At 63.4% G+C, this 26,680-nt stretch carries 26 protein-coding genes and 1 pseudogene; 5 read left to right on the plus strand and 22 right to left on the minus strand.

Annotation, left to right across the window (positions count from 1 at the left end):
- Nucleotides 1-95: 95 nt before the first annotated feature.
- The 9 genes from E3T39_RS03395 to E3T39_RS03435 form a co-directional block, all read right to left on the minus strand.
- Complete coding sequence (locus E3T39_RS03395; RefSeq protein WP_134513344.1) at nucleotides 96-500, minus strand: Fur family transcriptional regulator; 405 nt, start codon at nucleotides 498-500, stop codon at nucleotides 96-98.
- Nucleotides 497-1,345, minus strand: coding sequence for a metal ABC transporter permease (locus tag E3T39_RS03400; RefSeq protein ID WP_134513345.1), 849 nt, complete (start codon nucleotides 1,343-1,345; stop codon nucleotides 497-499). The genes E3T39_RS03395 and E3T39_RS03400 overlap by 4 nt, the downstream gene beginning before the upstream one ends.
- On the minus strand, nucleotides 1,345-2,235 hold the full coding sequence (locus tag E3T39_RS03405) for a metal ABC transporter permease (RefSeq protein ID WP_134513346.1): 891 nt from the start codon (nucleotides 2,233-2,235) through the stop codon (nucleotides 1,345-1,347). Before E3T39_RS03405 ends, E3T39_RS03400 begins: the two co-directional genes overlap by 1 nt.
- Nucleotides 2,236-3,012: a metal ABC transporter ATP-binding protein gene (locus tag E3T39_RS03410; RefSeq protein ID WP_134513347.1), complete on the minus strand. Its 777-nt coding sequence runs from the start codon at nucleotides 3,010-3,012 to the stop codon at nucleotides 2,236-2,238.
- Between the two features lie 28 nt (nucleotides 3,013-3,040).
- Entirely contained in the window at nucleotides 3,041-4,087 is a 1,047-nt protein-coding gene (locus tag E3T39_RS03415; RefSeq protein WP_134513348.1) for a metal ABC transporter substrate-binding protein, read from the minus strand.
- 56 nt (nucleotides 4,088-4,143) lie between these two features.
- Nucleotides 4,144-5,511: a dihydrolipoamide acetyltransferase family protein gene (locus E3T39_RS03420; protein ID WP_134513349.1), complete on the minus strand. Its 1,368-nt coding sequence runs from the start codon at nucleotides 5,509-5,511 to the stop codon at nucleotides 4,144-4,146.
- A gap of 32 nt (nucleotides 5,512-5,543) precedes the next feature.
- A complete protein-coding gene (locus E3T39_RS03425) occupies nucleotides 5,544-6,548 on the minus strand; it encodes an alpha-ketoacid dehydrogenase subunit beta (protein ID WP_134513350.1) in 1,005 nt (334 codons plus the stop codon).
- Nucleotides 6,548-7,639: a thiamine pyrophosphate-dependent dehydrogenase E1 component subunit alpha gene (locus E3T39_RS03430; protein ID WP_134513504.1), complete on the minus strand. Its 1,092-nt coding sequence runs from the start codon at nucleotides 7,637-7,639 to the stop codon at nucleotides 6,548-6,550. The genes E3T39_RS03425 and E3T39_RS03430 overlap by 1 nt, the downstream gene beginning before the upstream one ends.
- Nucleotides 7,640-7,733: 94 nt before the next feature.
- Nucleotides 7,734-8,840 carry a histidinol-phosphate transaminase gene (locus E3T39_RS03435; RefSeq protein WP_134513351.1) on the minus strand — a complete coding sequence of 369 codons (1,107 nt, stop codon included), beginning with the start codon at nucleotides 8,838-8,840 and terminating at the stop codon, nucleotides 7,734-7,736.
- Nucleotides 8,841-8,929: 89 nt separating this feature from the next.
- Here E3T39_RS03435 and E3T39_RS03440 point away from each other — a divergent pair, with 89 nt between their 5' ends.
- The gene (locus E3T39_RS03440; RefSeq protein ID WP_134513352.1) at nucleotides 8,930-9,322 is read left to right on the plus strand and encodes a phage holin family protein; all 393 of its coding nucleotides are present in this window, start codon (nucleotides 8,930-8,932) and stop codon (nucleotides 9,320-9,322) included.
- A 22-nt stretch (nucleotides 9,323-9,344) separates the two neighbouring features.
- On the opposite strand, the gene E3T39_RS03445 is transcribed toward E3T39_RS03440, so the two are convergent.
- A complete protein-coding gene (locus E3T39_RS03445; protein WP_134513353.1) occupies nucleotides 9,345-10,793 on the minus strand; it encodes an alpha/beta hydrolase in 1,449 nt (482 codons plus the stop codon).
- On the minus strand, nucleotides 10,793-11,074 hold the full coding sequence (locus E3T39_RS03450) for a hypothetical protein (protein WP_134513354.1): 282 nt from the start codon (nucleotides 11,072-11,074) through the stop codon (nucleotides 10,793-10,795). The genes E3T39_RS03445 and E3T39_RS03450 overlap by 1 nt, the downstream gene beginning before the upstream one ends.
- A 127-nt stretch (nucleotides 11,075-11,201) precedes the next feature.
- On the opposite strand from E3T39_RS03450, the gene E3T39_RS03455 reads away from it, so the two are divergent.
- Both E3T39_RS03455 and purB read left to right on the plus strand, forming a co-directional pair.
- Nucleotides 11,202-11,729, plus strand: coding sequence for a low molecular weight protein-tyrosine-phosphatase (locus E3T39_RS03455; protein ID WP_134513355.1), 528 nt, complete (start codon nucleotides 11,202-11,204; stop codon nucleotides 11,727-11,729).
- A complete protein-coding gene (gene purB, locus E3T39_RS03460; RefSeq protein ID WP_134513356.1) occupies nucleotides 11,726-13,108 on the plus strand; it encodes an adenylosuccinate lyase in 1,383 nt (460 codons plus the stop codon). Before E3T39_RS03455 ends, purB begins: the two co-directional genes overlap by 4 nt.
- A gap of 70 nt (nucleotides 13,109-13,178) precedes the next feature.
- On the opposite strand, the gene E3T39_RS03465 is transcribed toward purB, so the two are convergent.
- The 11 genes and pseudogenes from E3T39_RS03465 to E3T39_RS03515 all read right to left on the minus strand — a co-directional run bounded on the left by E3T39_RS03465 (nucleotide 13,179) and on the right by E3T39_RS03515 (nucleotide 22,634).
- Nucleotides 13,179-13,448 (minus strand): hypothetical protein, encoded by a 270-nt coding sequence (locus E3T39_RS03465; protein ID WP_134513357.1) that lies wholly within the window; start codon nucleotides 13,446-13,448, stop codon nucleotides 13,179-13,181.
- Nucleotides 13,445-14,071: a hypothetical protein gene (locus E3T39_RS03470; protein ID WP_134513358.1), complete on the minus strand. Its 627-nt coding sequence runs from the start codon at nucleotides 14,069-14,071 to the stop codon at nucleotides 13,445-13,447. The genes E3T39_RS03465 and E3T39_RS03470 overlap by 4 nt, the downstream gene beginning before the upstream one ends.
- Nucleotides 14,072-14,178: 107 nt before the next feature.
- The gene (dnaB, locus tag E3T39_RS03475; protein WP_420898135.1) at nucleotides 14,179-15,552 is read right to left on the minus strand and encodes a replicative DNA helicase; all 1,374 of its coding nucleotides are present in this window, start codon (nucleotides 15,550-15,552) and stop codon (nucleotides 14,179-14,181) included.
- A gap of 514 nt (nucleotides 15,553-16,066) precedes the next feature.
- The gene (rplI, locus tag E3T39_RS03480; protein ID WP_104191771.1) at nucleotides 16,067-16,516 is read right to left on the minus strand and encodes a 50S ribosomal protein L9; all 450 of its coding nucleotides are present in this window, start codon (nucleotides 16,514-16,516) and stop codon (nucleotides 16,067-16,069) included.
- Nucleotides 16,517-16,525: 9 nt separating this feature from the next.
- Nucleotides 16,526-16,789, minus strand: a complete 264-nt coding sequence (gene rpsR, locus E3T39_RS03485) for a 30S ribosomal protein S18 (RefSeq protein WP_035835236.1) — start codon at nucleotides 16,787-16,789, stop codon at nucleotides 16,526-16,528.
- A gap of 47 nt (nucleotides 16,790-16,836) precedes the next feature.
- Complete coding sequence (locus E3T39_RS03490; RefSeq protein WP_104191772.1) at nucleotides 16,837-17,355, minus strand: single-stranded DNA-binding protein; 519 nt, start codon at nucleotides 17,353-17,355, stop codon at nucleotides 16,837-16,839.
- 255 nt (nucleotides 17,356-17,610) lie between these two features.
- A pseudogene (rpsF, locus tag E3T39_RS03495) lies at nucleotides 17,611-17,979 on the minus strand (30S ribosomal protein S6); the annotation flags it as partial.
- Nucleotides 17,980-18,131: 152 nt separating this feature from the next.
- On the minus strand, nucleotides 18,132-19,472 hold the full coding sequence (locus tag E3T39_RS03500; protein WP_134513359.1) for an ABC transporter substrate-binding protein: 1,341 nt from the start codon (nucleotides 19,470-19,472) through the stop codon (nucleotides 18,132-18,134).
- A 43-nt stretch (nucleotides 19,473-19,515) separates the two neighbouring features.
- The gene (locus E3T39_RS03505; RefSeq protein ID WP_134513360.1) at nucleotides 19,516-20,346 is read right to left on the minus strand and encodes a carbohydrate ABC transporter permease; all 831 of its coding nucleotides are present in this window, start codon (nucleotides 20,344-20,346) and stop codon (nucleotides 19,516-19,518) included.
- The gene (locus tag E3T39_RS03510; RefSeq protein WP_134513361.1) at nucleotides 20,333-21,214 is read right to left on the minus strand and encodes a carbohydrate ABC transporter permease; all 882 of its coding nucleotides are present in this window, start codon (nucleotides 21,212-21,214) and stop codon (nucleotides 20,333-20,335) included. The genes E3T39_RS03505 and E3T39_RS03510 overlap by 14 nt, the downstream gene beginning before the upstream one ends.
- Nucleotides 21,204-22,634 (minus strand): CCA tRNA nucleotidyltransferase, encoded by a 1,431-nt coding sequence (locus tag E3T39_RS03515; protein WP_134513362.1) that lies wholly within the window; start codon nucleotides 22,632-22,634, stop codon nucleotides 21,204-21,206. Before E3T39_RS03515 ends, E3T39_RS03510 begins: the two co-directional genes overlap by 11 nt.
- A 187-nt stretch (nucleotides 22,635-22,821) precedes the next feature.
- Here E3T39_RS03515 and E3T39_RS03520 point away from each other — a divergent pair, with 187 nt between their 5' ends.
- Together E3T39_RS03520 and murJ are read left to right on the plus strand one after the other, a co-directional pair.
- Nucleotides 22,822-25,029, plus strand: coding sequence for a DUF6049 family protein (locus E3T39_RS03520; protein ID WP_134513363.1), 2,208 nt, complete (start codon nucleotides 22,822-22,824; stop codon nucleotides 25,027-25,029).
- Nucleotides 25,022-26,647: a murein biosynthesis integral membrane protein MurJ gene (gene murJ / locus E3T39_RS03525; RefSeq protein WP_134513364.1), complete on the plus strand. Its 1,626-nt coding sequence runs from the start codon at nucleotides 25,022-25,024 to the stop codon at nucleotides 26,645-26,647. Before E3T39_RS03520 ends, murJ begins: the two co-directional genes overlap by 8 nt.
- The last annotated feature ends 33 nt before the right edge of the window (nucleotides 26,648-26,680 follow it).

Below are 26,680 nucleotides of genomic sequence, written 5' to 3' on the forward strand. Positions count from 1 at the left end.
CGCAGTGCAAATTCGTCCCCGAATCTCCGTCGAAAGTGCGGGACCACAATGCTGTTACCGGCCAGCACTCCGGCGGGCCGTCGAGACGCTTCGCGTCACCGAGCGGATGCTGCGGCTTGGGCAGTGCAGGCGGTGCACAGCCCGAACACGTCAACGACATGGGCGGCCTGGGTGAACCCGTTTTGGGCGGCGACGTCCTTGGCCCAGGTTTCGACGGCATCCGCTTCGATCTCGACCGTGAGACCGCAATTGCGGCAGATCAGGTGGTGGTGGTGGTCGTTGGTGCTGCACGCGCGATACAGGCTCTCGCCTTCCGGCGACTGGAGTGAGTCGGCATCGCCCTTGACGGCCAGATCGGCCAGGGCGCGGTAGACCGTCGCCAAACCGATTGGGGATCCGGTCGAGTGGAGGGCGGAGTGCAGCGCCTGCGCGCTGATGAAGCCGTCGTTGGCGCCGAGAGCACCCCGAACGGCCTCACGCTGCCAGGTGTTTCGCTTCATGACATCAACCGTAGCGATATTCGCGGTGGCCGGCGCGCATCCGCTTCGCGGGGTAGCCGTGCGCTAACCAGCCGCCGCAGCAGCAGGGCGAGCAGGAACAGCGCGACGGCAGTGAGGGCAATTGCCGGGCCGGCCGCGACGTCGAGTGAGCGCGACAGCAGCACGCCGACCAGTCCGGCGAGGGCGCCGAGCAGGGGGGCGATAATGAACATCTGGGTGGTCGTGCGCGAAACGAGCCGGGCGGCGGCAGCGGGGGCAGCGATCAGGGCGATGGCGAGGATGGCCCCCACTGCGGGCATCGCGGTGACAACGGTGGCCGTGATGAGTACCAGGGTCAGCACTTCGATCGGCCACTCTCGATAGCCAGCCGCGCGGAAACCGTTCACGTCGAAAGTCGAGAACATGATCTGCTTGCCCAGAAAGACAATGGCCAGCACGGCGAACGCCAGCACGCTGGCCACGAGCGCCACATCATTGCCGGTCACCGTGAGAATGGAACCCACCAGGTACGAGTCGACCTTGACCGGCAGGGACGGATTGAGCCCCTGCAGCAGCACGCCAAGGGCAAATCCGGCGGTGAGCAGAATGCCAGATGCCACCTGGTTTCCCTGACGTTTGACCCGCCCGATCATCGTCATGACGCCCACGATGAAGACACTCGCCACGGCGGCGCCGAGCGGAATACTCACTCCGAGAATCGCCGCGCCGACCGCTCCCGGAAAGGTCGCGTGGGTGAGTGCCTGGGCAAAGAAGGTGCGCTGGCGCAGCACCACCAGGGTGCCGACAAGGCCACTGAGCGCCCCGATCAGCAGTGCGGCCAGGAGGGCCTGTTCGAAGTAGCCCATCAGTGGGCCACCGATACGACACTGCGCTGTCGACGCGGGCCGCCGATTCGCTCCAGTGCGAGCCGCACGACCAGGGCCAGCACGTAGCCCGCGACGAGCACGAGCACGACGGTGGCTCCGCTCGGCAGGTCGACGCCACCGTTGACCGATGCTTCGTAGCCGAGCGTCAGCCCCACCCAGGCGGCCAGGATGGCGAAGCCGGCGGCTACCGGAAAGAGCAGCCATAACCGATTGGTCACGAGGCGGGCGACTGCGCCCGGCACGATCAGCACGGCCAGGATGAGCAGGTTGCCCACAGCGCTGCTTGCGGCCACTACGACGAGGGCAATGGCGACGTTGAGGAGGATGTCGAGCAGGAGCGGCCGGTAGCCGGCCGCCGCCGCGCCTTCACGATCGAAAGCCCGAAAGACCTGCTCCTTCAAGGTGAACCCCACGATGATCAGGGCGATCAGGCAGACCACAACGGTTTGGTTCACCTCGGCCGGGCTGACGGTCAGCAAGCGCCCGAACAGCAGGGCGTCCAACTGACCGACATAATTTGTTTCCCGTGAAACTACGATGATCCCCACGCTGAACATGGCCGTGAAGACAATGGCGATCGCGGCGTCCGACGTGACCGCACGCTTGACGATCACAGTGAGTACGACGGCGGCGATGAGCGCCGCCACCATGGCTCCAACGAACAGCCCGTCGCGGCCGCCCCAGACAAATCCGATGGCCACACCGGGAAAGACCGCGTGGGTGAGTCCGTCACTGATGAACTCCAGCCCACGCAGGTTCACGAGCACACCGACGAGTCCCGCCACGAGGCTGAGAACGACGAGCACGAGCAGCGCCCTGGCCATGAAGGGCAGGTCGAAGGCGGTGATCAGTGGCGTGAAGACATCCACTCAGTGACCTCCGTGGCCGGGAACCACGATGGTGTGCTCGTCCATTTCCACACCGACGGAGCCAAATGCTTGCTGTACGTTGGCGAGCGTCAAGACCTCATCGCGCGGCCCGAACGCTACCTGAGCGCCGTTGAGCAGCAGCACACACTCGCAGACAGCGCGCGCGAGGTCAAGGTCGTGGGTCGACACGAGCACGGCGACGCCCTGCGTTTTGAGCCGTTTCACGGTCTCGATGAGTGCGTCCCGGTTGACCTGATCGAGGCCGTTGAAGGGCTCATCGAGCAGAAGCAACCGCGGGGCGGATGCGACGGCGCGTGCAAGCAGACCACGTTGCTGCTGCCCGCCCGAGAGCTCACCAAAGCGTGTCTTCGCGCGATTGCCCAGGCTGACGGTCTCCAGCGCCTCGGCCACGGCTCGGCGATCGGCCTTGGTTGGCATGCGCCACCAGCCGAGGGAGCGGTAACGGCCCATCATGACGACCTGCTCGAGTGAAATCGGAAAGTGGGGGTCAAGCTGGTCGGTCTGGGGCACGTAGCCGATGTAGCCGGCCGGCGCCGGCCACTGTCCAAGCACCTCGACGGTACCGGACGTGCGGGTGATGAGCCCGAGGATACCCTTGAGCAGTGTGGATTTACCCGATCCGTTCGGGCCGATCAGGGCAACGGCCTGGCCGGGCAGTACCGTGAAGTCGATGCCGGTCAGCGCGGGGTCTGTGCCGTACGCAAACGACGCCGTCGCCACTCGAAGAGCAGCGGCAGCGTCCGCTGGGGGCGTCACTTGAGAAGTGTTCTCGATCACGTGTTAACTATTGCAGGTCGGCGGGCAGTGCAGAGGGCGTGACGCCCCAAGAGTCGAGCATGAGCGTGGCATTGTGCAGCTGCGCCTTGATGTAGGTATCGCCAGCGCTTCCATTCGGGCCGAGCGAGTCAACGTAGAGCGCGTCATCGCCGGAGTAGACGGTAACACCAGCTTCGGTCGCAATCGTCTTGGCGGTTTTGGGGCTGAGCGATGCCTCGGAGAAGACGGACGTGACGCCGGTCGCCGTAATGGCCGCGACGAGGGCGTCGATCTCGGCGGCGCTCGGCTCGGCGTTGTCGTCGAAGCTTGGAATCACCGAACCGACATAATCGATGTGGTACGCGGCGGTGAAGTAGCCGAGGGAGTCGTGGTTGCTCACAAGGAGTCGCTCGCTCTCCGGAACCGTGTCGACGTTGGTGCGGATCCATTCGTCGAGGTCATTGAGTTGGGCCGTGTACGCCGTCGCATTCGACACGAAAGTCACCGCGTTTCCTTCGTCGGCGGCGGTGAGGCCGTCGGTGATCGTCTGCACGATGGTCTCGGCGTTGTGCACGTCCGTCCAAATGTGCGGGTCGCCGCCCTCGTGGGTATGCTCGGCTTCCCCGGCGCGCGCGTCCTCGGCGTCGTCAGTGTGGGCATCCGCTTCGTCGGTGGAGTGATCCTCGCCAGCCCCAACCTCGGAGATGTTGATGCCCTCATCGGCATCAATCGTGACTCCGTCAAAGCCGGAGGCGTCAATGGCGTCGTCGAGCCACTCTTCAAGTCCGACACCGTTGATGACGAGCACATCGGCCGCACCGAGCGCGGTCAGGTCGGCCGCGGACGGGTCGTAGCTGTGGGCGCTCTGGTTCGGCTGAATGAGTTGGGTCAGGTTCACACCGCTGGCATCGCCGACCACGTTGCGGGTGAAATCGGCGACCTGGGTGGTCGTGGCGACGATCTTGAGGTCGGCAGCTGCGCCGTCGGCGTTCGCGGTCGTTTCGGCCGAGCATCCGGAGAGGGCAAGGGCGGCAGACGCGAGGAGTGCGGGAACGACGAAATATCTCTTGTGCATTCCTCGAACGTAGCCCTGTTGATAATGATTGTCAAAACCATTACCGGACAGACTCCCTATTCGAGCAGCAGCGCGGGTTCCTCGATGATACTCGCAACGTCGGCGAGAAAACGGCTCGCCACATCGCCATCAACAACGCGGTGGTCGAAGCTGGCACCGATGGTGGTCACGTACCGCACCCGTACCTCACCGTCCACGACCCACGGCTTCTGCTTGATCGTGCCGAGGGCCACAATTCCGGCCTCCGGCGAGTTGAGAATGGGAGTGCCGGTGTCCATGCCGAACACGCCGATATTAGTGATCGTGATCGTGCCGTTGCTCATCTCGGCCGGGCTGGTCTTACCGTCGCGCGCGGTCAGGGTGAGTTTCTCGAGGGAGGCCGCGAGCTCGAGCAGGCTCATGTCCTGCGCTTCCTTGATATTGGGCACGATCAGCCCGCGCGGGGTCGCTGCTGCGATGCCGAGGTTCACGTAGTGCCGCACGATGATTTCCTCATCGGTGAAGGTCGAGTTCACCGTGGGGTTGCGCCGCACGGCCCAGATCATGGCCTTGGCCATGATCAGCAGGGGCGACACGCGAATGCCTGCAAAGTCCGTGGACGCCTTGAGTCTCTTGACGAATTCCATGGTGCGGGTGGCATCGACGTCAACGAACAGGCTCACGTGCGGGGCCGTGAAAGCACTCTTCACCATCGCCTGCGCGATGGCCTTGCGCACGCCCTTCACCGGAATGTGTTCGTCGCGATCGACCGGCCATTCCGGCGTCTGGATGTTGCGGAACACGCTGGCCTGGGTCGCACCGCGCAGCACGTCCTCGCGGGTCACGTCGCCAACCGGCCCGGTCGCCTCCACGAGGGAGAGGTCGACGCCGAGGTCCTTGGCAAGCTTCCGAATCGGCGGCTTCGCCATGACCGGTCCAACCGATGCCGCGCGCCGGGCCGTTTCCAGCGGCTGGGCGCGCGCTCGCGCCGTGGCTTCCGGCGCGAGCGTCTCGTGGGCGACGCTCGCGCCGGTGTGCCGACGCCGACGGGTCGGCATAGTGGCGGCGGCACCGCGGCCGACGAGCACCGGTTCCCGCGCCTCATCGCTGATCGTGCTGCTCGTATCTGTGGCCGAAGAGTCGGCGGCCGATGCGACGGCATCCGCTGTCGGAGCTGCCGCTGGCTGATCTCCACTCGCGTTGGCATCGGGATTGATCGTGATGATGAGGGTACCCACGTCGACGGTCGTGCCGGCCGCGACCAGAATCTCCGCGACCACGCCAACGAACGGCGACGGCAGCTCGACCAGGGACTTGGCTGTTTCGATCTCGACCAGAACCTGGTTGATCGTCACGGTGTCGCCGGGCGCGACCTTCCACTCGACGATTTCAGCCTCGGTCAGGCCTTCGCCGACATCGGGGAGGGTGAATTTCGACACGCTCATAAGGTGCCTTTCTTGAAGTGTATTAGTGCCAATTAGTAAGCGAGAGCGCGGTCCACGGCTTCGAGCACCCGGTCGGGGCTCGGCAGAAAGTGCGTCTCGACCGCCGCTGGAGGGAAGGGCGTGTCGAAGCCGGAGACGCGCAGCACGGGCGCTTCGAGCGTGTAGAACGCCCGCTCGGCGACCGTGGCGGCGATCTCGCTGCCGACACTGACAAAACCGGGGGCCTCCTGGGTGACCACGAGGTGACCGGTTTTCTGCACGGAATTCAGAATCGGTCCGTAGTCGATCGGAGAGATCGAGCGTAGGTCGATCACCTCCAGACTGATGCCCTCGGTGGCGGCCAATTCGGCGGCCTGCAGCAGCACGCTGACCATGGCGCCGTGACCGACTACGGTGACGTCGGTGCCGGCCCGCACCACACGGCTGGCGTGCAGGGGTGTTCCGCTTTCATCAAAGCGCACCTCACCCTTGGGCCAGTAGCGGCTCTTGGGTTCGAAGAAGATCACCGGGTCATCACTGGCGATGGCTTCCTGCATCATCCAGTAGGCATCGTGCGGATTGGAGGGGCTGACTACACGCAACCCGGGGGTGTGCGCGAAGTAGGCTTCCGGGCTCTCCTGATGGTGCTCGATCGAGCCAATGTGTCCGCCGTAAGGAATACGGATGACCACCGGCATGATGAGCCCGCCCTCGTGGCGGTTGCGCATGCGAGCGAGCTGGCTCGTGATCTGGTCGAAGCCGGGAAAAACGAATCCGTCGAACTGAATCTCGCAGACCGGGCGAAACCCGCGCATGGCCAGGCCGATTGCCGTGCCGATGATGCCGGATTCGGCCAGCGGCGTATCGAGCACTCGCTTGTCACCGAATTCGGCGATGAGGCCCTCAGTGACCCGAAATACTCCACCGAGGGGGCCGATGTCCTCGCCCATCAGCAGGACTCTGGGGTCGTCGAGCATCGCGCGACGCAGCCCGGCGTTCAGAGCCTTGGTCATCGGTAGCGAAGCGGACGCCACGCTCGTGTCTAGTGCAGCGGTCATCAGTTCTTGCCTTCGTCAAAGGATGCTTCGTAGCGTTCCAGCCAGGCTTTTTGCTCCGCCACGAGCGGATGCGGTTCGGCGTAGACGTTGTCGAAAATCACCGATTGCTCCGGGCCGGTGATCTCGAGAGCACGACGTCGGGTGTCGGCGGCGAAGTCGGCCGCTTCCTCGTCGACGTCGTCGAGGAATTGCTGCTCGACGCCTAAACCCTTCAGGTAGCTGCGAAAGCGCGCGATCGGGTCGCGGGCGACCCAGTAGGCGAGTTCCTCTGGGTCACGGTATTTGGTCGGATCGTCGGCGGTGGTGTGTGCACCGACCCGATAGGTCAGCGCCTCGATCAGTGACGGGCCGTGGCCGGCGCGAGCGTCATCCATCGACTTTGCCGTGACGGCGTAGCTCGCGAGCACATCATTGCCGTCGATCTGCGTGCCGGGCATTCCAAAACCGCCGGCACGCAGGTACAGCGGCGTGCGGGACTGACGGGCGACGGGCACCGAGATAGCCCAGTGGTTGTTCTGCAGAAAGAACACCTGCGGCGTCTGGTAGCTCGCCGCGAAAACGAGCGCCTCGTTGGCGTCGCCCTGCGATGATGCTCCGTCGCCGTAGTAAACGATGACGGCCTGATCGGCCTCCGGGTTGCCGGTCGCGGTCGAACCGTCGAGCTGCATGCCCATGGCATAGCCGGTAGAGTGCAGGGTCTGCGAGGCGAGCACGAGGGTATAGAGGTGAAAGTTTCCGTGCTCTTCGGGTACCCAGCCGCCGAGGGTGACACCGCGCAGCATCCGCAGAATGTCCACAACGTCAAGGCCACGGATCATGCCGACCACGTGCTCCCGGTAAGAGGGAAACACATGGTCCTGCGGCCGGGTGGCGTAGGCGGATCCCACCTGTGCGGCCTCCTGGCCATGGCTCGGAACCCAGAGAGCGAGCTGGCCCTGACGCTGCAGATTGGCCGCCTCGGCGTCGAACTTACGCACCACGACCATGTCGCGGTAAAAAAGTCGGTGGTCAGCCTCGGTGATCCGGTTGAGGTAGGGCAGAAACTCTTCGGCGGCGGCGTTCGGCTTGAACTCCCCGGTCGGGGAAATCATGCGCACGCAGGTCTCTGCCCCATCGAGACCAAAAGGTGTGGGCGCTGCAGCAGTGCGTGATGCAGTCGCGTCGTTTCGGGTGGCTGACACGGTACTAACCTATCTTTCGTGCCGGGTGACCGGCGGGAAGAGCGTCGACAAGATCCGCGCTCATTAGCAGGAGTGTCGCCACAGCCTGCTCCTCACCGATCGAGATCCGAATACCTTCGAGCGCGAAGGGACGCACAACCAGGCCGGCCGCGCCGAGTGTCTCGGCCACACTGGTCGTTTCGGCGCCCGTGGGCAGCCAGAGAAAGTTGCCCTGGGGTGCAGGGATGTTCCAGCCCTGGTCGATCAGCGTCTGCCAGGTCGAATCGCGACGCGCGGCGATGACTCGAACCCGATCCAGGAGCTCTTTTTCCGCGTTGAGGGAGGCGATCGCGGCTGCTGCTGCCTGCGCGGTGACCGAGAGGGGGATCGCGGTCGACCGGGCGGCGTCGAGGATGTTTACCGGACCGAGCGCATAACCGACCCGCAGCCCGGCGAGGCCGTACGCCTTGGAGAAAGTGCGAAGGACAACCAGGTTGGGGTAGCGGGCGAGCAGCGGCGGACCCCTGACGGCATCCACTTGGGTAACGAACTCGATATATGCCTCATCGAGAATGACCAGCAGGTCGGTCGGGACGACGGCCATGAAAGCCTCGAATTCGTCCTTGGTCACGATCGTTCCGGTGGGGTTGTTCGGCGAACACACGATTACGACCCGGGTGTGCTCGCTGATCGCGGCGGCCATTTCGGGCAAGTCATGGGCGTGATCGGTGCGGTTGGGCACGCGCACACTGACAGCACCCGCAACGGTCACGAGTGAGGGATAGGCCTCAAACGACCGCCAGGAGTAGAGCACTTCATCGCCAGGGCCAGCGGCCGCGAGAATGAGCTGGGCCAGCAGGGCCACCGACCCGGAACCGATGTGCACCTGATCGACGCCGATGCTGTGCTTGGCGGCGAGGTGCTCGCGCAGAACCAGTGCAGAGGCATCCGGGTACCGGTTGTAGGCCGTTTCAGCCGTGACCGCCGCGATGACCCCGGGCAGCGGGTCGAACGGGTTCTCGTTGCTGGAGAGCTTGTAGGCACTGGCATCGGCCGGCTTGCCTTGCTTGTAGGCCGGGAGGGCGATAATCTCCGGGCGCAGGCGGACGGAGGGTCGGTCTGAGAGGCTCACTCGGCGAGTCTACGCCCGGATATATTCGCAATGACGAATGAATGTTCGTCGGACTTTCGCTCGCCACGAGCCGGTGAGATAGTGGGGGCATGGCCAGATTTCTGATCCAACTGATCGTCACTGCGGTAGCCCTGTGGTTCACCGCACTACTCGTGACCGGCGTGCACGTCACGCCCTACGCGCCGGACGTGGGTGCCAACGTGCTCACGTATCTGCTCATTGCGCTGATCTTCGGTTTCGTCAACACCGTGGTCGGCGGTGTGCTGCGCGTCGTGGCTTTTCCACTTTACATTTTGACGTTGGGCCTGTTCTCACTCATCGTCAACGGACTGCTCCTACTCCTGGTGGCGTGGCTCTCCGGGTTTCTGGGCTTCGGCCTCGTCGTCGACGGCTTCTGGTGGGGCGTGCTCGGCGCACTGGTACTCGGTATTGTTTCCTGGCTGCTCGGACTCATTCTGCGCCCGGTCACCGCGCGCGACTGATCGGGCCGCACCCGCGCGCGTCCTACTCTTGCGCAGGTCCTCCCGGCAAGCGAACGCCGCGCCACAACACGGCCTCGCCCGGCGCGCTCCCGAGAAGTCCGGTCACGGTGTCGCGAAAGCCCTGCAGGTTCGCCTCCGGAGAGGCATCTATGAGCAGCGCCGTCTCGCGGTAGGTGTCGAGGTGGTGGGCCGGAAGGGCGGTATCGGCGGGTGGGTCGGTCGTCGCGAAGACCTCACGGCGCACGGTCACGCGGTCATCCGAGTAGACCATGCTGGCCCCGCCCGCCGCCGTGATGATGTCGTCCTTGTGCTCAACGGTGAGGGTGGCCACGCCGGACGGCACCGGCACCGCCGTTTCGGGTGCTCCAAAGGTCGCAACCGCCTGAACGTCATACGCGCCGGTGGCAGCTACCTGAGTAGCGACCAGGCCACCCTGCGAATGGCCGACCACGACCACCGGATCATCTGTTTGAATGCCGGCGGCCTGCATCGCCTCCATCACAGCGTCGAATGATCCGGCATTCTCCTGGGCCATCGCAGCCACGTTCGCGGTGAGGTCCCACGGCTCGGTCGTAGCGACCGCCTCCCAGTCGACCGTTCCACCGACATACACAGCCCATGACGCCTGGCCACCGTCGACATATTTTTCGATGCGCACCTGAGGCTGTCCAGGGACAGCCTTCGGAATGCGCTTGGCCAGATCTGCGACTCCGGTGGGCGGCACCACTGACGGCACAAGGCTTACCGGCTTCACAGTCACCGGCCCCTCCCGAAACAGCCCTTGAGCGCGCGCACTGGCCAGAACGAGGAGTGCAGTACTGGAGACACCCGTCACGCCCAGGCCGGTATCGCCGAGCAACAGGTCAAGTCCCAGAGGCATTCCCAATGCGCCCAGGGCCACGTCGTCAAGCGAGGAGACGAGTAGCCTCGCCAACATGACCGTCCGCGGGTCCGTGAGGAACCTTTGGTCGACAACGAGCCCCTTGCCCGCCGCGCTCTTTCCCAGCCCCGATGACGCTGCCCTGGTAAACAGCCCCAGTGCAGTCGCGACTCCCAGTGCCAGCGGCGCGGGCCAAATGAAAAACGACAGCCTCAGGAGAGTCCCGATGTCATGGCCGACCTTCGCGCTCCCCAGCACGGCCAATCGCAGAGCGCTGCTCTCAGCCCAGCCGTAGAGTTCGGCCGCAAGGACGAGGGCTGCAGAGACGTCACCGCTGCGCTGCTGCATTCTCCCGAGCGCCGCACTAGCCCAGAGCAGCGGCAATCCGGCGTCCCGCGGGGTCCACCTCCAGTCTGCGCCTGGGGCGTCCAACTCGCGGATATTGTTTAGCCTCATGCGGAAGTCTTCGGCCTGGCCCGCAGTAAATCGAAGCATCTCGGCCGCGACAAGGACGACATCGGTTGACACGATCGTGGTTCCCCCCACGGAAACAGTCAGGCCGCTTCCCCCGTCACCGGGGATCTCGTTCATTACTGCGACTCCAGGTGGACGATGTTCTGCCACAGGTAGTCCTGCGCCTCGTCCAGAAGATTCAACACGATCTGCAAATCTGCCACAATCTCGCCCACCCTCTCTCGGTATGCCAACTGCGCGCTCGACCGCCAGAATTCACTGGGGTCGACGCTAACCAACCGCCGTTTCACCTCGACAACATCGGTGATGAGACTCGCTACCAGCGCCCGCTGAGATCGCAGCACCGGGAGTTGGTCAGTGTGAGCGGGGGGAGTCCACACCCCGTCGAGACGGTCCATGACACCTCCTAGTCACGGATGATCGTCGCAGGACCAGCGACTCGACCTGCTGACCAGCGCGCAAGCTGTGCACAGACGCCGAAAACTGGGCGTGTGGAGAAGACGAAACTGCTCCACAATGGGAGGCATGCCCTTTGCGTCTCTCACTCCCGATGAGGCGACGCCGTTTCGAATTATTTTCGTCTGCACGGGTAACATTTGCCGGTCGCCCATGGCCGAGGTCGTGCTTCGCGACCTCGTCACGAAACTTGGTCTTGGTCGTCTCATCGCGAGCAGTTCAGCCGGGACCGGAGACTGGCACGTGGGTGAGCAAGCCGACGGTCGCACGATCACGGCCCTGGCCAAGCGCGGCTACGACGGCAGTCACCATCGGGCCCGTCAGTTTGACCCGCTGTGGTTCGCCGAGCACGATCTTGTCGTCGTCCTCGACCGCAGCCAGGAGCGCGTTCTGCGTAACTGGGCCGTGGAGGATCACGATCGCGCCAAGGTGCGCCTACTGCTGAGCTTTGACGTCGAGCAGGCCGCCTTGTTCGACGTGCCAGACCCCTACTATTCCGACGATGCGTTGTTTGACGCCGTATTGGGCATGATTGAGAGGGCAAGTCACGCACTTGTGAAACAACTTGCACCCGCAATTCGACAGGGAGTCCGATGAGTCACCTACCCGTACAGGTTCTGAGCCCGCTAGATGGCCGCTACCGAGCCGCCGTTTCCGACCTGGGCGAATTCCTGTCCGAGGCCGGTCTTAACCGCGCCCGCGTGCGCGTCGAGGTGGAGTGGCTGATCACCCTCACCGACCGCAGTCTGTTTGGTTCCGCACCCCTCACCGCCGAACAAAAGCTCGCCCTGCGCTCCCTCGTGACCGACTTTGGTCAGGCCGAGATTGACGAACTGGCCACCCTCGAGGCCACCACCCGTCACGATGTCAAGGCCGTCGAATACCTCGTTCGTCGACGCCTGGGAAAACTGGGTCTCGATCACATCAGCGAACTCACCCATTTTGCCGCCACCAGCGAGGACATCAACAACCTCTCTTACGCCCTGACCGTTCGTGACGCCGTCCAGACTGTCTGGCTACCCAAACTGAACTTGGTCATTGACGCGCTGCGCAGCAGCGCGCTGGAATTTCGAGCGGATGCAATGCTGGCGCGCACCCATGGGCAGCCAGCGACGCCGACGACCATGGGAAAAGAACTCGCTGTGTTCGTTTACCGGCTCGAGCGCATCGTGCGTCAGATCACCGCCGGTGAATATCTGGGCAAGTTCAGCGGTGCTACGGGAACCTTCGCTGCTCACGTAGCTGCGGAGCCCTCTGTCGACTGGCCCGCGCTCTCGCGCGAGTTCGTCGAGGGTCTTGGCCTCGGGTGGAATCCGCTTACTACCCAGATCGAATCGCACGACTGGCAGGCTGAGCTGTATTCCCGCACTTCCCACGCGAACCGCATTCTGCACAACCTGGCCACCGACATCTGGACCTACATTTCCATTGGTTACTTCCGCCAGATCCCCCAGGTTGGCGCCACCGGTTCTTCCACCATGCCGCACAAAATCAATCCGATTCGGTTCGAGAACGCGGAGGCCAACCTCGAACTGTCCTGCGCCATCCTGGACTCGCTCGCGGCGACTCTCGTGACCAGTCGTCTGCAGCGTGACCTCACCGACTCGACCACCCAGCGCAACATCGGTGTCGGTTTTGGGCATTCCTTGCTCGCGCTCGATAATATTCTGCGGGGCCTCGGCGAGATCGATATTGACCGTGCGCTTCTCGCAAGCGACCTCGACTCCAACTGGGAAATCCTGGGCGAAGCGATTCAGACCGTGATTCGTGCCGAGGTCTCGGCGGGACGCTCATCGATCAAAGACCCGTACGCGCTGCTCAAGGAGCTAACCCGCGGTAAGCGCATCACGAGCGACGACCTGGCCGAGTTCGTGTCTGCCCTCGACATTGGCGCCGCGGCCAAGTCCCGCCTCCTGGCTCTGACCCCGGCCAGCTATGTCGGCCTCGCCGACACCCTGGTTGATTATCTGCCCTGATCATCCGCCGGATATACAGGAGCACCGTCATCGGTTTCGATGACGGTGCTCCTGTATTTCTGAACGTTGGCTAGTGGCCGTTCTGCTCATCAAGGTCAGTTTGTTCCGACGCGTTTGGCTTCATACCGAGCACAAGCATCGCGATGACCACGAGCGCCACGATAAACGTCACACCGAGCCCGATCACCGAAAGCATGAGTTCGCGTGTGGTCCCTAGAATGGTCAACCCGACGAACAAAGCCATCCCCGCAGAGATTGCGAGCAATTCGACCGGCTTCAACCGATCGGAGCGGCTCGGCTGGTGCGCCGGGTTGGGGGTATCAGGAGTCTTTTTGGTCACAGGGAGTCCGAATCATTGGTTGCGGTGTTCGCGGGGGCGGGGTCCGCTGTTGCCGTTGCGCGAGGACGCTGTCGGGGAGAATCCCCTTTAAGGGACAGCCCGGCAATCGGCAGGAATACAACGAGAAAGACCAGGTAGGCGCCGAACAACCCGACCGAGACAACCGGGTTGGGCGGAAGCAGCAGAAGGAACAAAGCGAGTACCGCCCCGCTAATGCCGGTGAAAAGCCAATCCTTGGCGGGTAGAGGACGTGTGCGCAACCGGATGCCGGCATAGATTTCGAGAAAACCAGTGACGGCTCCCCAGACGCTCACGATGAAAAGAAAGAACCCGTGTCCACCCGTGTGGAAACCGAGGGCTAGTGCGCCAGCGATCATGCTCACGACGCCGTGAATGAGAAACAGGCTGCGGTCGGTAGCAACGGTCAGGGTGCGAGGTCCGACCAACACGAGCAGGAGTCCGCTCGCGAGGGCGAATGCGCCGAAAACGATTAAACCCAGCTGCGCGGAGTGATCCCGGTTGAATGTAATGATGACGGCCGGGATGACTGCGATCATGGCGCGCCCAACGGGCACGGCCCAGTAGCGTGGGCCGACGCCTGATGGTACCTGCGCGTTTGCCACGCACGACCTCTTTCGTTGCAAAATTTGTCAGGCTCAGTCTACGCGGCGACACCGTCCGGATCTGCGAGCGCGCTGCACGCGCTGATACCGAACGCGGGCGGCCCGAACTACCCGCCCGCCACCATGTCGGCGAAGCGCGAGTAGTGGCCGTGAAAGGCAACCGTAACGGTGCGCGTCGGGCCATTCCGGTGCTTGGCCACGATGAGGTCGGCCTCACCGGCGCGCGGGTTGTCTTTCTCGTAGGCGCTTTCGCGGTGAAGCAAAATAACCATGTCGGCATCCTGCTCGAGTGAACCCGACTCACGAAGGTCGGAGATGGCCGGCATCTTGTCAGCGCGCTGCTCTGGCCCGCGGTTGAGCTGGGATAGCGCGATCACCGGAACCTGCAGCTCTTTCGCGAGCAGCTTGAGAGCGCGCGAGAACTCACTGACCTCTTGTTGACGTGACTCAACTTTCTTGCCACTGGTCATCAGCTGCAGGTAGTCAATGATGACCATCTTGAGGCCGACCCGCTGCTTGAGTCGGCGGCATTTGGCGCGAATCTCAACCAGAGTCATGTTCGGGCTGTCGTCGATGTAGAGCGGTGCGTCGTTGATGCGCCCGCGAGTGGCGGCAATCGTCGTCCAATCCCGGGCCTCAACGGTGCCCTTGCGCATACTCTGGAGAGGAACGGAAGCCTCGGCCGCGAGCAGGCGCATCGCAATTTCGCTGCGGCCCATTTCGAGCGAGAAGAAGATGCTCGGCATGTTGTGGTGGATGGACGCCGAGCGTGCGAAGTCGAGGGCGAGGGTGGACTTACCCAACGCCGGCCGAGCCGCCACGATGATGAGCTGGCCGCCGTGGAATCCGTTGGTCAGTTCGTCGAGATCCGCAAATCCCGTGGGGACGCCGCTCATTTGGCCGTCCTTGAGCTTGGCGGCCTCGATTTCTTCGATCGCCGCCGTCACAGCATCGGTGAGCGGAACGTAGTCCTCCGTCTGCGTTCCTCCGGTGACGGCATAGATTTCGGCCTGCGCGGTGTTGACGAGGTCAAGAACCTCCCCCTCTGCGGCATAGCCCATCTGGGCGATACGTGTTCCTGCCTCGACCAGACGGCGCAGCAGCGCGCGTTCGGCCACGATGGTCGAGTAGAACCCCGCGTTGGCAGCAGTAGGCACCAGGCTCGTCAGGGTGTGCAGGTAGTCGGCACCGCCCGCCCGCGAGAGTTCACCGACCTTGGTGAGCTCATCGGTGACGGTGATGACGTCGGTCGGCTCACCTTGGGCATAGAGCGAGAGAATGGCGTCGAAAATTATCTCGTGCTTGGGAATGTAGAAATCGCCGCCCCGTACGGTCTCAACAACGTCAGCGACAGCGTCCTTGCTGAGCATCATGCCGCCGAGGGCGCTCTGTTCTGCGAGGAGGTCGTGGGGCAGTGCTCGCTCGGACTTCCAGGCTTCAGCGGGCCGCTCTCCGCGGCCAGGGCCACCACTCGCTGACAGACCGTACTCATTTGACGCTGGCTGATTCGCCAGGCCCAGGTGAGCGATTGACACTCGGCACCTCTTTCTCTGTCGTTCGTATAGGTGTATCAGTGCCCACCGACACGGGACGGGACACACCAGCCTGAGGCGAGATGCCGACACTGATTCACCCTAGGGAGCCGGTAGCACCCGCCACAAACCCCCCTGTGGATAACGCTGTGGATAATCTGCGCGAAACGCCGTAGAGATTGTGCAGAACCTGTGCACTCACCTGTGGACAAACATTAAAATCTTTCGAGGAAAACGGTCGTGATCAGGGCTTTAAGTTCCCTACTGGCTTGTGAGTAAAGTTCCTTCAATGAACCCTTGAACCTTGTCGATACGAATGCTCACCTGTGCACAAAAGCAGTGGGTCAGTGCCCGAAAAATCGATCGTTAACGCCGCGTAGCGGGGGATTCCCTAGGGAATCCCCCGCTACGCGAGTAGGTAAAAGCTGCCGGCCGTATGGCACCGGCCTACCGAGGTGTGTTGTTACTTGGCGGCGACGACCACGAGGGTGATCGTGGCGCTGAGCTCGTCACGAAGACGAACCGTTGCCTTGTGCTCACCGGTCAGCTTGATCGCGGTGAGTTCGATCTTGCGCTTGTCGACGGTGCCGAGGCCAGCGGCTGCGACGGCGTTAGCCACGTCCGTGGTCTTGACCGAACCGAACAGGCGTCCGCCGGCGCCGGCCTTGACGACCAGGGTGACCTTGGTGTTCTCAAGCTTGACCTTGAGTGCCTCGGCCTCTTCGAAGGTGGCGTGCTCGCGGGCTGCGCGGGCGGCCTTGATCTGTTCGATCTGCTTCTCGCCACCACGGGTCCACGCCACAGCGAAGCCCTTGGGAACGAGGTAGTTACGAGCAAACCCGTTCTTGACGTCTACGACGTCGCCGGGTGCACCGAGGCCGGAGACCTCATGCGTCAGAATCAATTTCGACATTTGGTTTCCTTACCGGCCTGAGCCTGCGTAGGGCAACAAAGCCATTTCGCGGGCGTTCTTGACGGCACGGGCGATGAGGCGCTGTTCCTGAACGGAAACGCCTGTGATGCGACGGGCGCGGATCTTTCCACGCTCGGAGATGAACTTGCGCAGGGTGGGGACATCTTTGTAATCGATGACACCAACCCGAATCGACTTCGCGGGGGCGGCGTTCTTGCCACCCTTAGCTCCGCGAAGCGGCTTGCGGCGGTCGCCGCTCGACTTTCCAGCCATGATTTCCTTACTTTCTCAAAAGGTGTTAGCTACGCGCGTGGCGTGGCTTAGAAGGGGGTCTCGTCGCTGAAGTTGCCTGGACTGTTCCAGACGTCTCCGCCGGACGCTGCGGGCGCAGCAGTCTTGGCGGGGGCGCTGGGTGCCCACGGCTCATCATTGCCCTGGCCACCGACAGCGGGAGCGCCGCTACGGGGGCCGGACGACTGCGCGCGAGTGAGCGAAGCGGTGGCGTAGCGCAGCGAGGGGCCGATTTCATCGATCTCGAGCTCCATGCTCGTGCGCTTTTCACCTTCCTTCGTCTCGTACGAACGCTGCTTGAGACGCCCGGAAGCGATGACACGCGACCCCTTGGTCAGTGAACCCGCCACGTGCTCGGCGAATTCACGCCAAACACTCGCACGCAGGAACAGCGCGTCGCCATCTTTCCACTCGTTAGCCGCACGATCGAATGTGCGCGGAGTAGAAGCGATGGTGAAGTTGGCAACCGCCAGCCCGTTCTGCGTATAACGCAGTTCCGGATCGCTGGTGAGGTTGCCCACCACGGTGATTACGGTCTCGCCAGCCATGGGCTACTTGTCGCTTGCCTTGTCGGCAACAGCGGCCGGAGCCGGGGTTGCCTTGGCAGCAGCAGGCTTGGCGGCAGCAACCTTCGCGGAGGGAACCGCGGTGGAGGCGGCAGCAACCGGAGCGGAAGCTTCGACCTTGGCGGCAACCGGAGCAGCAGCGGCCGGAGCCTCGACTGCATCGGCGACGACAGGCTTGGCAGCAGAAGCAACCTTGGCCGCCGGAGCGGCAGCGGCTGCAGCAGCAGCGTCAGCCTTGGCCGCGATGACCTTGGGGTTGGCAGCCTTGCGGGCAGCCTTTTCTGCGGCCAGCTTGGTAGCGACGACGACCTGGGCAATGCCCTCTTCGGCGCGGAGCACCTTGGTGCGCATGACTGCCTCGGACAGGCTCAGCTGGCGGTCGAGCTCGACCGTGGCTGAGGCGTTCGCGGTGAAGTCAACGACGGCATAAATGCCTTCGGTCTTCTTGTTGATCTCGTATGCGAGACGACGACGACCCCAGACATCAACCTTGTCAATGGTTCCGCCATCGTTGCGAACAACGTTGAGGAACTTGTCAAGGCTGGGAGCTACGGTGCGCTCATCGATCTCGGGATCGAGGATAACCATTAGTTCGTACTGATGCATGACTAACCCACCTCCTTCGGACTAAAACGGCTACAGACTTTCTGTAACAGGAGGGTTGTGCATGTGCTGAACGCGGAGGCCGGGAATCCGGCACGCAGGCAACCTGCCCAGACTACCGGATACCACGTCGTTGCGCCAGTCGATCAGCTGGTCTACTCGGTCAGGGTCGCGTTCGCTGCTTTCTGGGCTGCGAGCACACCCTGGTGCACCGGAGCGCGACCGAGGAAGACCTCGTCAAGCAGCGGCCGCATGGCGTTCTCGGCGGCCGGCCAGCCAGCACCGCGCGGCGCCGGCGCCGTTCCGCCGGCCAGAACATCGTAGAACGGGCTGATGTCAACCTTCTCGGCCGCCCAGTAGGCAGCGTAGGCGGGCTGCGCGGCCAGCACGGCCGGAGACGCTGCGCCGGAAGCGCCAATAAATTCAGAGCCGGCAGCGCTCCCGAGCCATTCCAACACCCGCTCGGTTTTCGCCGGGTGCTCCGACGCAGCATTTCCAGCAGCAGCGATGCCGTCGACCCCGCTGATCGAGCCGGCAGGACCGCTGGGAAGTTGCACGACGCCCCAGTCGAAGTTCGCCCCAGCACTCACATTGGCGAGGTTGTACACCCCGCTCTGGAACAGGGCCATCTTGCCTTGCAGAAACTGCTCGCGGCTGAAATCGCCGTTGGTATTCGTATCGGCGGCTGACGGAGCGACGTGCCACTTGTTCATGAGGTCGACGAGGTACTGGAATGAAGCGAGGCCCGCGTCAGACGCAAAGGCGTACTGATTAGATTCATCCTGGAACTGGGCACCACCGGAGGCCAGATAGTTCAGCACCATCGCCTGCAGGTCGTAGCCAGCGTTGTAGCCGTATTGGCTAACGTTGGAGCCGTCGAACTCTGCACTGTCGGCCGTGTTCCCGTTGTAGTCCTTGGTGAGTTTCTGCAGCACGCTGATGAGGGTGTCGTTATTACCGGTGGGATCCCAGGTCAGCGCAGACACGTCTTCGACGGTCAGACCGGCATCACCAAGCAGGTCGGCGTTGTAGTACACCGCGATGCCGGGGTCGGCCAGCTGCGGTACTCCCCACAGCGTGGCATCCCGGGTGTACTGGGCGACGACGGCTGGAACCCAGCCGGCCTGGGCATCCGCTGGAATGGCGGTCGTAATGTCGAGCAGTGCGCCCGCGTCGGCGTAGGCGGGATAACTGCCACCATCGACCCAGAACACGTCAGGGGCACTGTCACCGGCGACGTCGGTGCGCAGCTTCTCGAAGTAGTCGTCCCACGGCACGATCTCGACGTCGACGTGAATGTCGGGGTTGTCCTGTTCAAAGGCGGTGAAGGACTTCTCGTAGGCGGCGGCGACCTGTTCGTCCCAGAGTCGCACGGTCACCGTGGTCGCCGCGTCCCCAGTGTCGGAGTCGGAGAAATTCAGTGCGGCGACAGCGCCGGTGATGACGAGAAGCACGGCGAGCGCGCCGGCGGCAATGATGGTGGAACGCTTGGCCATGATGTCCTCTGTTGACGGATCGAACCTTCCCCAGTCGACTAGCCTACGCAGAACCCGCAATGGTGATCGACCGCACGAAGCTGCGCTGGAACATCAGGAACAGCACCAGGAGCGGAACCAGGGCGAGCGTTGTGGCCGCCATCACGAGCGTCCAATTGCCGTTGAACTGGCTTTGCAGACTCGCGGTGGCGACGGTCACGACCCGCCACTCGGTGCCGGTCGTGACCACGAGCGGCCACATGAAACTGTTCCAGTGGCTCACGATTGTGATGAGGGTCAGGGTGGCGATAATCGGGCGAGACAGCGGCACCACGATCTCGACCAACACGTCGAGGGTGTTCGCGCCGTCGAGCCGGGCAGCATCGATGAGCTCCTGGGGAATCCCACGAAAATATTCGCGCAACAAAAAAATCGCGTAGGGGGAGGCGAACGCGAATGGCAGCACGAGACTCCAAAACGAGTTGCGCAGCCCGGCCTCGGTCATCATGAGGTACAGCGGAACGACGAGGACGACGGGCGGGATCATCAGGGTCGACAGGTACACCCAAAACAACACCTGACGGCCGGGAAAATCGACCCTGGCGAAGGCATAGGCGGCGAGAATCGAGCAGATCAGCTGCCCGACCAGAATCAGCACGGCCGCGAGTACCGTGATCAGGATGGCGCGACCGAATTGGGCCGGACCGTTCAGCAAGAGCGCAAAATTCTCCAGCGTGAACGGGTCAGGCCAGCTCAGCGCCGACTGCTGCGCGAATTGCTCACGCGTCTTGAAGGCGGTCAGGATGCTCAGCAGGAACGGGCCGAGGGTGAATAGGGCGCCCAGCACCAGCACCAGGTAGACGGCGGCCGTGGAGGAGAATCTAGTCCATTTCATAGGTGACCCTCCGGCGAAAATAGAGCTGCTGGGCGAGGGTGATGACGACCAGGATGACCAGCAGTACGACGGCCATGACGGCCGCGCGGCCGAGGTCGAAGGCGTCGAAAGCTTCGTAGTAGATGCGCGCGGCCACAACATCCGTCGATCGTGCCGGGCCGCCCTGGGTGAGCGCGTATACCTGGTCGAAGACTTGAAACGCCGAAATGACCGTGGTGACGAGCACGAAGAACATGGTCGGGCGCAACAATGGCAGCTTGATATGCCAGAACATCTTCACCGCGCCGGCGCCGTCGATGCGGGCAGCCTCGAGAATCTGCCCAGGAATGTTGAGCAGCCCGGCCATGAAGAACAGGGTGACGTAGCCGACGTTGGTCCAGATCACCACGGCGGCCACGGCCGGTAGCGCCAGTGCGGGGTCACTGAGCCACTCGACCCGCTGACCGAGCAGGGTGTTGAGTGCCCCATCGGTGGGTGCGAGGATCCACTTCCACACGACGCCGAGCGCAAGCGGAGCGCAAATCCACGGCAGGACGTAGATCGTACGAAACCAGGCTGACCCCGGCAGGCTGCGGGTGAGCAGGCTGGCCGCGCCGAGGCCGATCAGGGTTTGAATCGGCACCACGAGCGCAACGAAGATGAGCGTGACCAGCAGGGAGTTTCCAAAGACGCCGTCACTGAGAACGGATTGGTAGTTGTCGAAACCGACGAAGGTGATCGGGCCGATCAGGTCCCAGCTCTGAAAGCTGAGCCAGAGTACGACGAGCACCGGAAGGAGGAGAAAGCAGACCACGCCGAACAGACTGGGAGCGAGCAGCGCATAGCCGGTGATCGCCCTGCGTCGACGCAGGCTGCCCTTATTGGACACGCTCCGCCCACCAGCCCACGAGCCGGCGGGTAGCTTCGTCCTCGCCGAGGGGTCCGTCGTCCAGTCGTTGCTCGAGCAGATAACGGTAGGCCTCGCCCACCTCGCGCCCCGGTTTCATACCGAGCACGGCCATTATCTGTTCGCCGTCGAGGTCGGGGCGTACCGCGCCGAGTTCTTCCTGCTCGTTCAGCGCGGCAATGCGCTGTTCCAGGTCGTCGTAGGCGAAGCCGAGCCGGTCTGCCTTGCGCCGGTTGCGGGTCGTGACGTCGGCGCGGGTGAGAATATGCAGCCGTTCCAGTTGGTCTCCCGCGTCGCGCACGTAGCGGCGCACGGCAGAATCGGTCCAGGCGCCCTCGGTGTAGCCGAAAAATCGCAGGTGCAGCTCGATCAGGCGAGCGACGGCGTTGATGGTGTCATTGTCAAAGCGCAGGGCGCGCAGTCGTTTCTTGGCCAGCTTTGCCCCGACCACGTCGTGGTGGTAGAAACTCACGACTCCGCCCGGTTCGAGTTTGCGGGTGGCTGGCTTGCCGATGTCGTGCAGCAGGGCGGCGAGGCGCACGATCAGGTCGGGAGAATCGAGGTTGCCGCGTGATTTCTCGTAGCCCATCGCCTGCTCCAGCACGGTGAGGCTGTGCTGATAGACGTCCTTGTGGTGGTGGTGTTCGTCGATCTCCAACCGTAGGCCGGGAATCTCGGGGAGCACGATCTCGGCCAGGCCCGATTCCATCAGCACTTCGATGCCGGCGCGTGGGTCCTTCGAAACCAACAGTTTCGACAGTTCGTCACCGATGCGTTCGGCCGACACGATACGGATGCTGTCCCGCATCTTCTCCATGGCCAGTGCGGTGTCGAGGTCCAACGTGAAACCCAGCTGTCCGGTAAACCTGGCCGCGCGCAGCATCCGCAGCGGGTCGTCTCCGAAAGAAACCTCCGGAGTGCTCGGGGTGCGCAGTCGTTTGGCCAGCAGATCGTCGATGCCACCGGCCGGATCAACGAGCGTCAGCTGGGGCAGGCGCAGTGCCATCGCGTTGACGGTGAAGTCTCGGCGCAGCAGGTCCGGTTCCAGGTGGCGTCCGAACACGACGTCGGGTTTGCGGGTAGCGCCGTCGTAGCTGTCGGCTCGATAGGTGGTGATTTCCACGGTCTCGCCGGCCAGGCTGGCACCGATCGTGCCGTATGCCCGGCCGATGTCCCACTGCGCTTCTGACAGTGGCTTGACGAGCGCGAGGATCTGGTCGGGTGTCGCATCCGTGGTGAAATCCAGGTCGTGGAGCGGCCGGTCCAGGAACGCATCACGAACCGGGCCACCGACCAGGGCAAGCTCATGGCCGGCCGCCGCAAATGCGTTCGCCAGACGAGATACCGTGGGAGTGGCAGCCAGGTCGCCCAGTCGTGCGAGGGCTGCCGCGACGCTCTGCATATGCCCCATATTAGTTGCCATTGGGGACGCGCAGTCGCTGTGCAGGCGGCTCTAGGCTGGCACGCCGTAGAATCCCCCTATGGTGGCCGAGTCAAATTCCGCGCATCGGCCCGCGCTCCCGGCTGCTCCGCGCACTGCCGTGCGCCCGGCCCGGCGCGTGTTACGTCATCGACGATTGCGACCGATCATGGCGTTTCTGGTGGGATTCCTGACCCTCGCGCCCCTGGTTTTTGCACCGATATTTTCTTTCCCATTAGCCCAGGCCGCCACGGAGAACAACACGGTCACGAGCGCCACAACCCTCGAAGACACCATCAGCGTCACCGTATCTCCAACCACTTCGCCGCAATTGTCGCCTGGCCAGGATCTGGTTCTGACGGTGACCGTGCACAACAACACGGACGCTGGCATTCCGACCGGCCGCGTCGATGTGAACCTCGCGCACCTCGCGCTGACCACACGAGCTGCGCTCGATAGCTGGCTGCGGCCCGATAAGGACACAAATTCCGGCGACCAGCTGGTGAGCGTGCCAACGACGGAAGTCATTCCGGCTCGTGCCAGCACGAGCCTCAGCATCACGGTTTCGGCCGAGGCCGTGGGATTGACCGACCGAAACGCGTGGGGATCGCGTGGGCTCGCCGCGATTCTCAGTGTGGGTGACGTGATTCAGGGAGAGGGCCGTGGCACATTTGTCTGGTCGCAGGGCAGCGCGATCACCCCGGTCGGGCTCGCTTCCATCCTGCCGATCACGACCCCAGAAAGCGCGACCGGGCTGATCACCACGAAGTCGCTCGAGTCGTACACAAGCTCGGTCGGTCTGCTCTCTCGCCAACTGGATGCCGCCATAGATACCCCCACGGCAACGATCGCCCTTGATCCGCAGATCATCGCCTCGATTCGGGTACTCGGCAGCAAAGCTCCGGCATCGGCCGTCGCTTGGCTCGACCGCCTGGCCGGGGCCAGCAATGACATCTTTCCGCTCGGCTACGCGGATGCCGACATCGCCTTGCAAGCGCAGGCCGGAGCCACGACGCTGCTCACGCCAACCTCTTTCCTGTCGGCGATTGATGCCAGTCTGTTTGTCGTGCCACCGGCCACACCCATCCCTGAATCCACGACCAGCCCGACCGCTGTGCCCAGCATCACATCCCGCGCCATGGCCGAAACTACCCCCTCGCCAACGCCCACCCCGACTCCCGAGTTGGAACCCGGCGCAACGGTCATTCCCTCGACCAGCGACCTGTTGGCCTGGGATTACACGAGCACCGCGATCGGCTGGCCGGTCGCCGGAAATGTTGCGCGCACCGACCTCGACGTGTTTGCCGCGAGCGGCCAGACGACGACCATCCTCTCCAGCGGCAACGTCGAGCAATCCGATGTCTTCACACCCAATACAGCGTTCGCTCTTGCGGGCGGGCTGGCCCTCGTCAGTGACTCCGTGCTCTCGGCCGCCGTCCGTGCCGCCGCCGAGGCAACGACCGAGGACGAGTGGCGGGCTAATGTCTCCGAGGCGGCTTCGCTTTTGGCGATCGTGTCTGCGGAGAACCCCAATTCGGCACGCACGATGTTGGTCACCTTCGATCGCAGTAGCCCGGCGAGTGCCACCCGGATCTCTCAGACGCTCGCGGCGCTCGATTCTACGGCTTGGTCAAACGCGGCTCCGCTGCAGTCAGCCTTGGAGGCCGCCCCGGCCACCACTGTGACGTTTCAAGACCAGGCGATTGACAGCAACCGGGTCGCACTCGCCCGATCCCTGTTGGAGCGCGAGGGGTCGATCGCTGAATTTGCCACCATTTTGGCCGATCCCATCGCGTTCACCGCGCCGGCACGACTGAATGTGCTCGCTCTTCTCGACACGACCTGGGCTTCGCAGACGTCGGCTTGGGATGAGCAGGTCCGGGCGAGTCTCGCTGCCTCCTTCGACCTGATTCACGCCGTGACCGTCACCACCCGCGGGCCAATTATTGTGGTGGGCAGCAAGGTCGACCTGCGCATCACGCTCAACAATGCCCTTGACCAAGCCGTCACCGTGCGCGCCGAGATTGTGCCTTCCAACGGCCGACTCATTGTCGGTGACACCCTCGAGACCATCATTCAGCCCAACTCCTCCCAGGCGGTTTCCGTGCCACTCAGCGCCGCCGTCGGTAATGGCGACGTCGTCCTGCGAGTCACCCTATTCACCCTCAACGGCACTCCGCTGGGCCAGCCAGCCCCCATAGACGTCAGCGTGCGCGCCGACTGGGAAGGAGTCGGCGCGAGCATCTTCGCGATCCTCGTCGTCAGCTTCTTCGGTTTCGGCATCTGGCGTAACATCGTGCGCCGGCGCCGGGAGCGCGCGGGTGAGGCATCCGCTAGAGAACCAGCGACGGTCCCCGTGACGGAGCCCCATGTCTGACACCGCGACCGGCAACGGCGGAATAGGTCGAGCCAGCGCATTCCTGGCCTCCGGCACGATCGTGTCGCGCATTCTCGGCTTCGTCAAGGTCATTGTCCTCGCCGCCATAATCGGCCAGTTCGGCGCCACTGCTGATACCTTCGCGATCGCCAATCAGCTGCCGAATACCATCTATGTGATCGTGGCCGGCGGAATACTGACGGCCGTTCTGGTTCCGCAAATCGTTCGTGCCAGCCTGCACGCCGACGGCGGCACTGCCTACATCAACAAGCTGCTCACGCTAGCCCTGGTCGTATTGTTCGCGGCGACCCTCGCGGCTACCCTGTTGGCCCCGCTGATAACGAGGTTCATCGGCCTGAACCTGCCCGAGAACGAGAAGGCACTGGCCGTGGCATTCGCATACTGGTGCCTTCCGCAAATGTTCTTCTACGGCCTCTACACGCTGCTCGGCGAAGTCCTCAACGCCCGCAAATCCTTCGGACCATTCACCTGGGTGCCGGTACTCAACAACGTCGTAGCCATCGCCGGCCTGGTCGTTTTCGCGACGCTGTTCAGCCCCGACCCTATCGGTGATCGATCAGCTGCCGAGATCACATCGGCCATGGTCGCTGTGCTGGGAGGCAGTGCCACCCTCGGCGTGATCACCCAGGCCGTCGTACTGTTCTATTTCTGGCGTCGCATCGGTTTGCGCTATCGCCCGGACTTTCACTTTCGCGGCGTCGGTCTCGGGGCCGCGGGTAAAATGGCGAGCTGGACCTTCGGCATGCTTCTGGTCACGACCTTTGCGGGAATTGTCGAAACCCAGGTTGTCACCCGCGCGCACGGTGAAGCATCCGTTGCCGTGCTCGCCACCGCCTGGCTGATCTTCATGCTGCCGCACTCAGTGATTACCGTATCGGTCGCGACGGCATACTTCACCCGCATGAGCGAACACGCGTCACTCGGTAATTGGGCTCTGGTCAAAACGGATGCCTCGAGCGCGATTCGGGGAACGTCGCTGGTAATCGTGCTCGCTGCGGCCGTCATTGCCGTCTGCGCCTACCCCTTCGCTGCCGTCTTCGTGGCACCATTCGACCAGGTTCAAGCCATTGGCAACGTCATCATCGCGTTTATTCTGGGGCTCGTGCCCTTCTGCGTGTTGTTTGTTCTGCAGCGAACCTTTTACGCCCTCGGCGACACACGTACACCGTTCTTTTTCACCCTGTTTCAGGTCGTTCTGCTGATCTGCGCCGTGTTGGCATGCGCGTGGCTGCCAACAGACTGGATTGCCGTGGGCATCGCCGGTTCGATCACTGTGACCGGTACGCTGCAGGCCATTCTGGCTGCCCTGCTCTTGCGCCGACGAATGCACGGTATCGACGGGCGTCGCATTCTGCGCAGCCTCGTGAAATATCTGGTCGCCGTCATCATTCCCCTGGCTGCTGGCCTGACCCTCATGGTCATTCTGGGGGGCGGTGTCGAGGGTGGCTTCGCGGTGTCTTCGAGGCTCACGGCCATGGTCTCCATGGCTCTGACCGGTGTGATCATGGCCGCGAGCTACTTCGGTCTGCTGCTGCTCATGCGCAGCGGCGAGCTCACAGCGTTCCTGACGCCCTTGCGCGGTCGATTGCGCCACTAAGTACCGCGACGGTCACAGCTGCCCACAGCGCCG

The sequence above is a fragment of the Cryobacterium suzukii genome, from assembly GCF_004403185.1.
In the GTDB taxonomy this organism is placed as follows: Bacteria; Actinomycetota; Actinomycetes; order Actinomycetales; family Microbacteriaceae; genus Cryobacterium; species Cryobacterium suzukii.

Bases quoted from the DNA above. Each gene is read 5' to 3' on its own strand.
- E3T39_RS03395 (WP_134513344.1), bottom strand. From the start codon at position 500: ATGAAGCGAAACACCTGGCAGCGTGAGGCCGTTCGGGGTGCTCTCGGC.
- E3T39_RS03400 (WP_134513345.1), bottom strand. From the start codon at position 1,345: ATGGGCTACTTCGAACAGGCCCTCCTGGCCGCACTGCTGATCGGGGCG.
- E3T39_RS03415 (WP_134513348.1), bottom strand. From the start codon at position 4,087: ATGCACAAGAGATATTTCGTCGTTCCCGCACTCCTCGCGTCTGCCGCC.
- E3T39_RS03420 (WP_134513349.1), bottom strand. From the start codon at position 5,511: ATGAGCGTGTCGAAATTCACCCTCCCCGATGTCGGCGAAGGCCTGACC.
- E3T39_RS03425 (WP_134513350.1), bottom strand. From the start codon at position 6,548: ATGACCGCTGCACTAGACACGAGCGTGGCGTCCGCTTCGCTACCGATG.
- E3T39_RS03430 (WP_134513504.1), bottom strand. From the start codon at position 7,639: ATGATTTCCCCGACCGGGGAGTTCAAGCCGAACGCCGCCGCCGAAGAG.
- E3T39_RS03440 (WP_134513352.1), top strand. From the start codon at position 8,930: ATGGCCAGATTTCTGATCCAACTGATCGTCACTGCGGTAGCCCTGTGG.
- E3T39_RS03445 (WP_134513353.1), bottom strand. From the start codon at position 10,793: ATGAACGAGATCCCCGGTGACGGGGGAAGCGGCCTGACTGTTTCCGTG.
- E3T39_RS03450 (WP_134513354.1), bottom strand. From the start codon at position 11,074: ATGGACCGTCTCGACGGGGTGTGGACTCCCCCCGCTCACACTGACCAA.
- E3T39_RS03455 (WP_134513355.1), top strand. From the start codon at position 11,202: ATGCCCTTTGCGTCTCTCACTCCCGATGAGGCGACGCCGTTTCGAATT.
- purB (WP_134513356.1), top strand. From the start codon at position 11,726: ATGAGTCACCTACCCGTACAGGTTCTGAGCCCGCTAGATGGCCGCTAC.
- rplI (WP_104191771.1), bottom strand. From the start codon at position 16,516: ATGTCGAAATTGATTCTGACGCATGAGGTCTCCGGCCTCGGTGCACCC.
- rpsR (WP_035835236.1), bottom strand. From the start codon at position 16,789: ATGGCTGGAAAGTCGAGCGGCGACCGCCGCAAGCCGCTTCGCGGAGCT.
- E3T39_RS03490 (WP_104191772.1), bottom strand. From the start codon at position 17,355: ATGGCTGGCGAGACCGTAATCACCGTGGTGGGCAACCTCACCAGCGAT.
- E3T39_RS03500 (WP_134513359.1), bottom strand. From the start codon at position 19,472: ATGGCCAAGCGTTCCACCATCATTGCCGCCGGCGCGCTCGCCGTGCTT.
- E3T39_RS03505 (WP_134513360.1), bottom strand. From the start codon at position 20,346: ATGAAATGGACTAGATTCTCCTCCACGGCCGCCGTCTACCTGGTGCTG.
- E3T39_RS03515 (WP_134513362.1), bottom strand. From the start codon at position 22,634: ATGCAGAGCGTCGCGGCAGCCCTCGCACGACTGGGCGACCTGGCTGCC.
- E3T39_RS03520 (WP_134513363.1), top strand. From the start codon at position 22,822: ATGGCGTTTCTGGTGGGATTCCTGACCCTCGCGCCCCTGGTTTTTGCA.
- murJ (WP_134513364.1), top strand. From the start codon at position 25,022: ATGTCTGACACCGCGACCGGCAACGGCGGAATAGGTCGAGCCAGCGCA.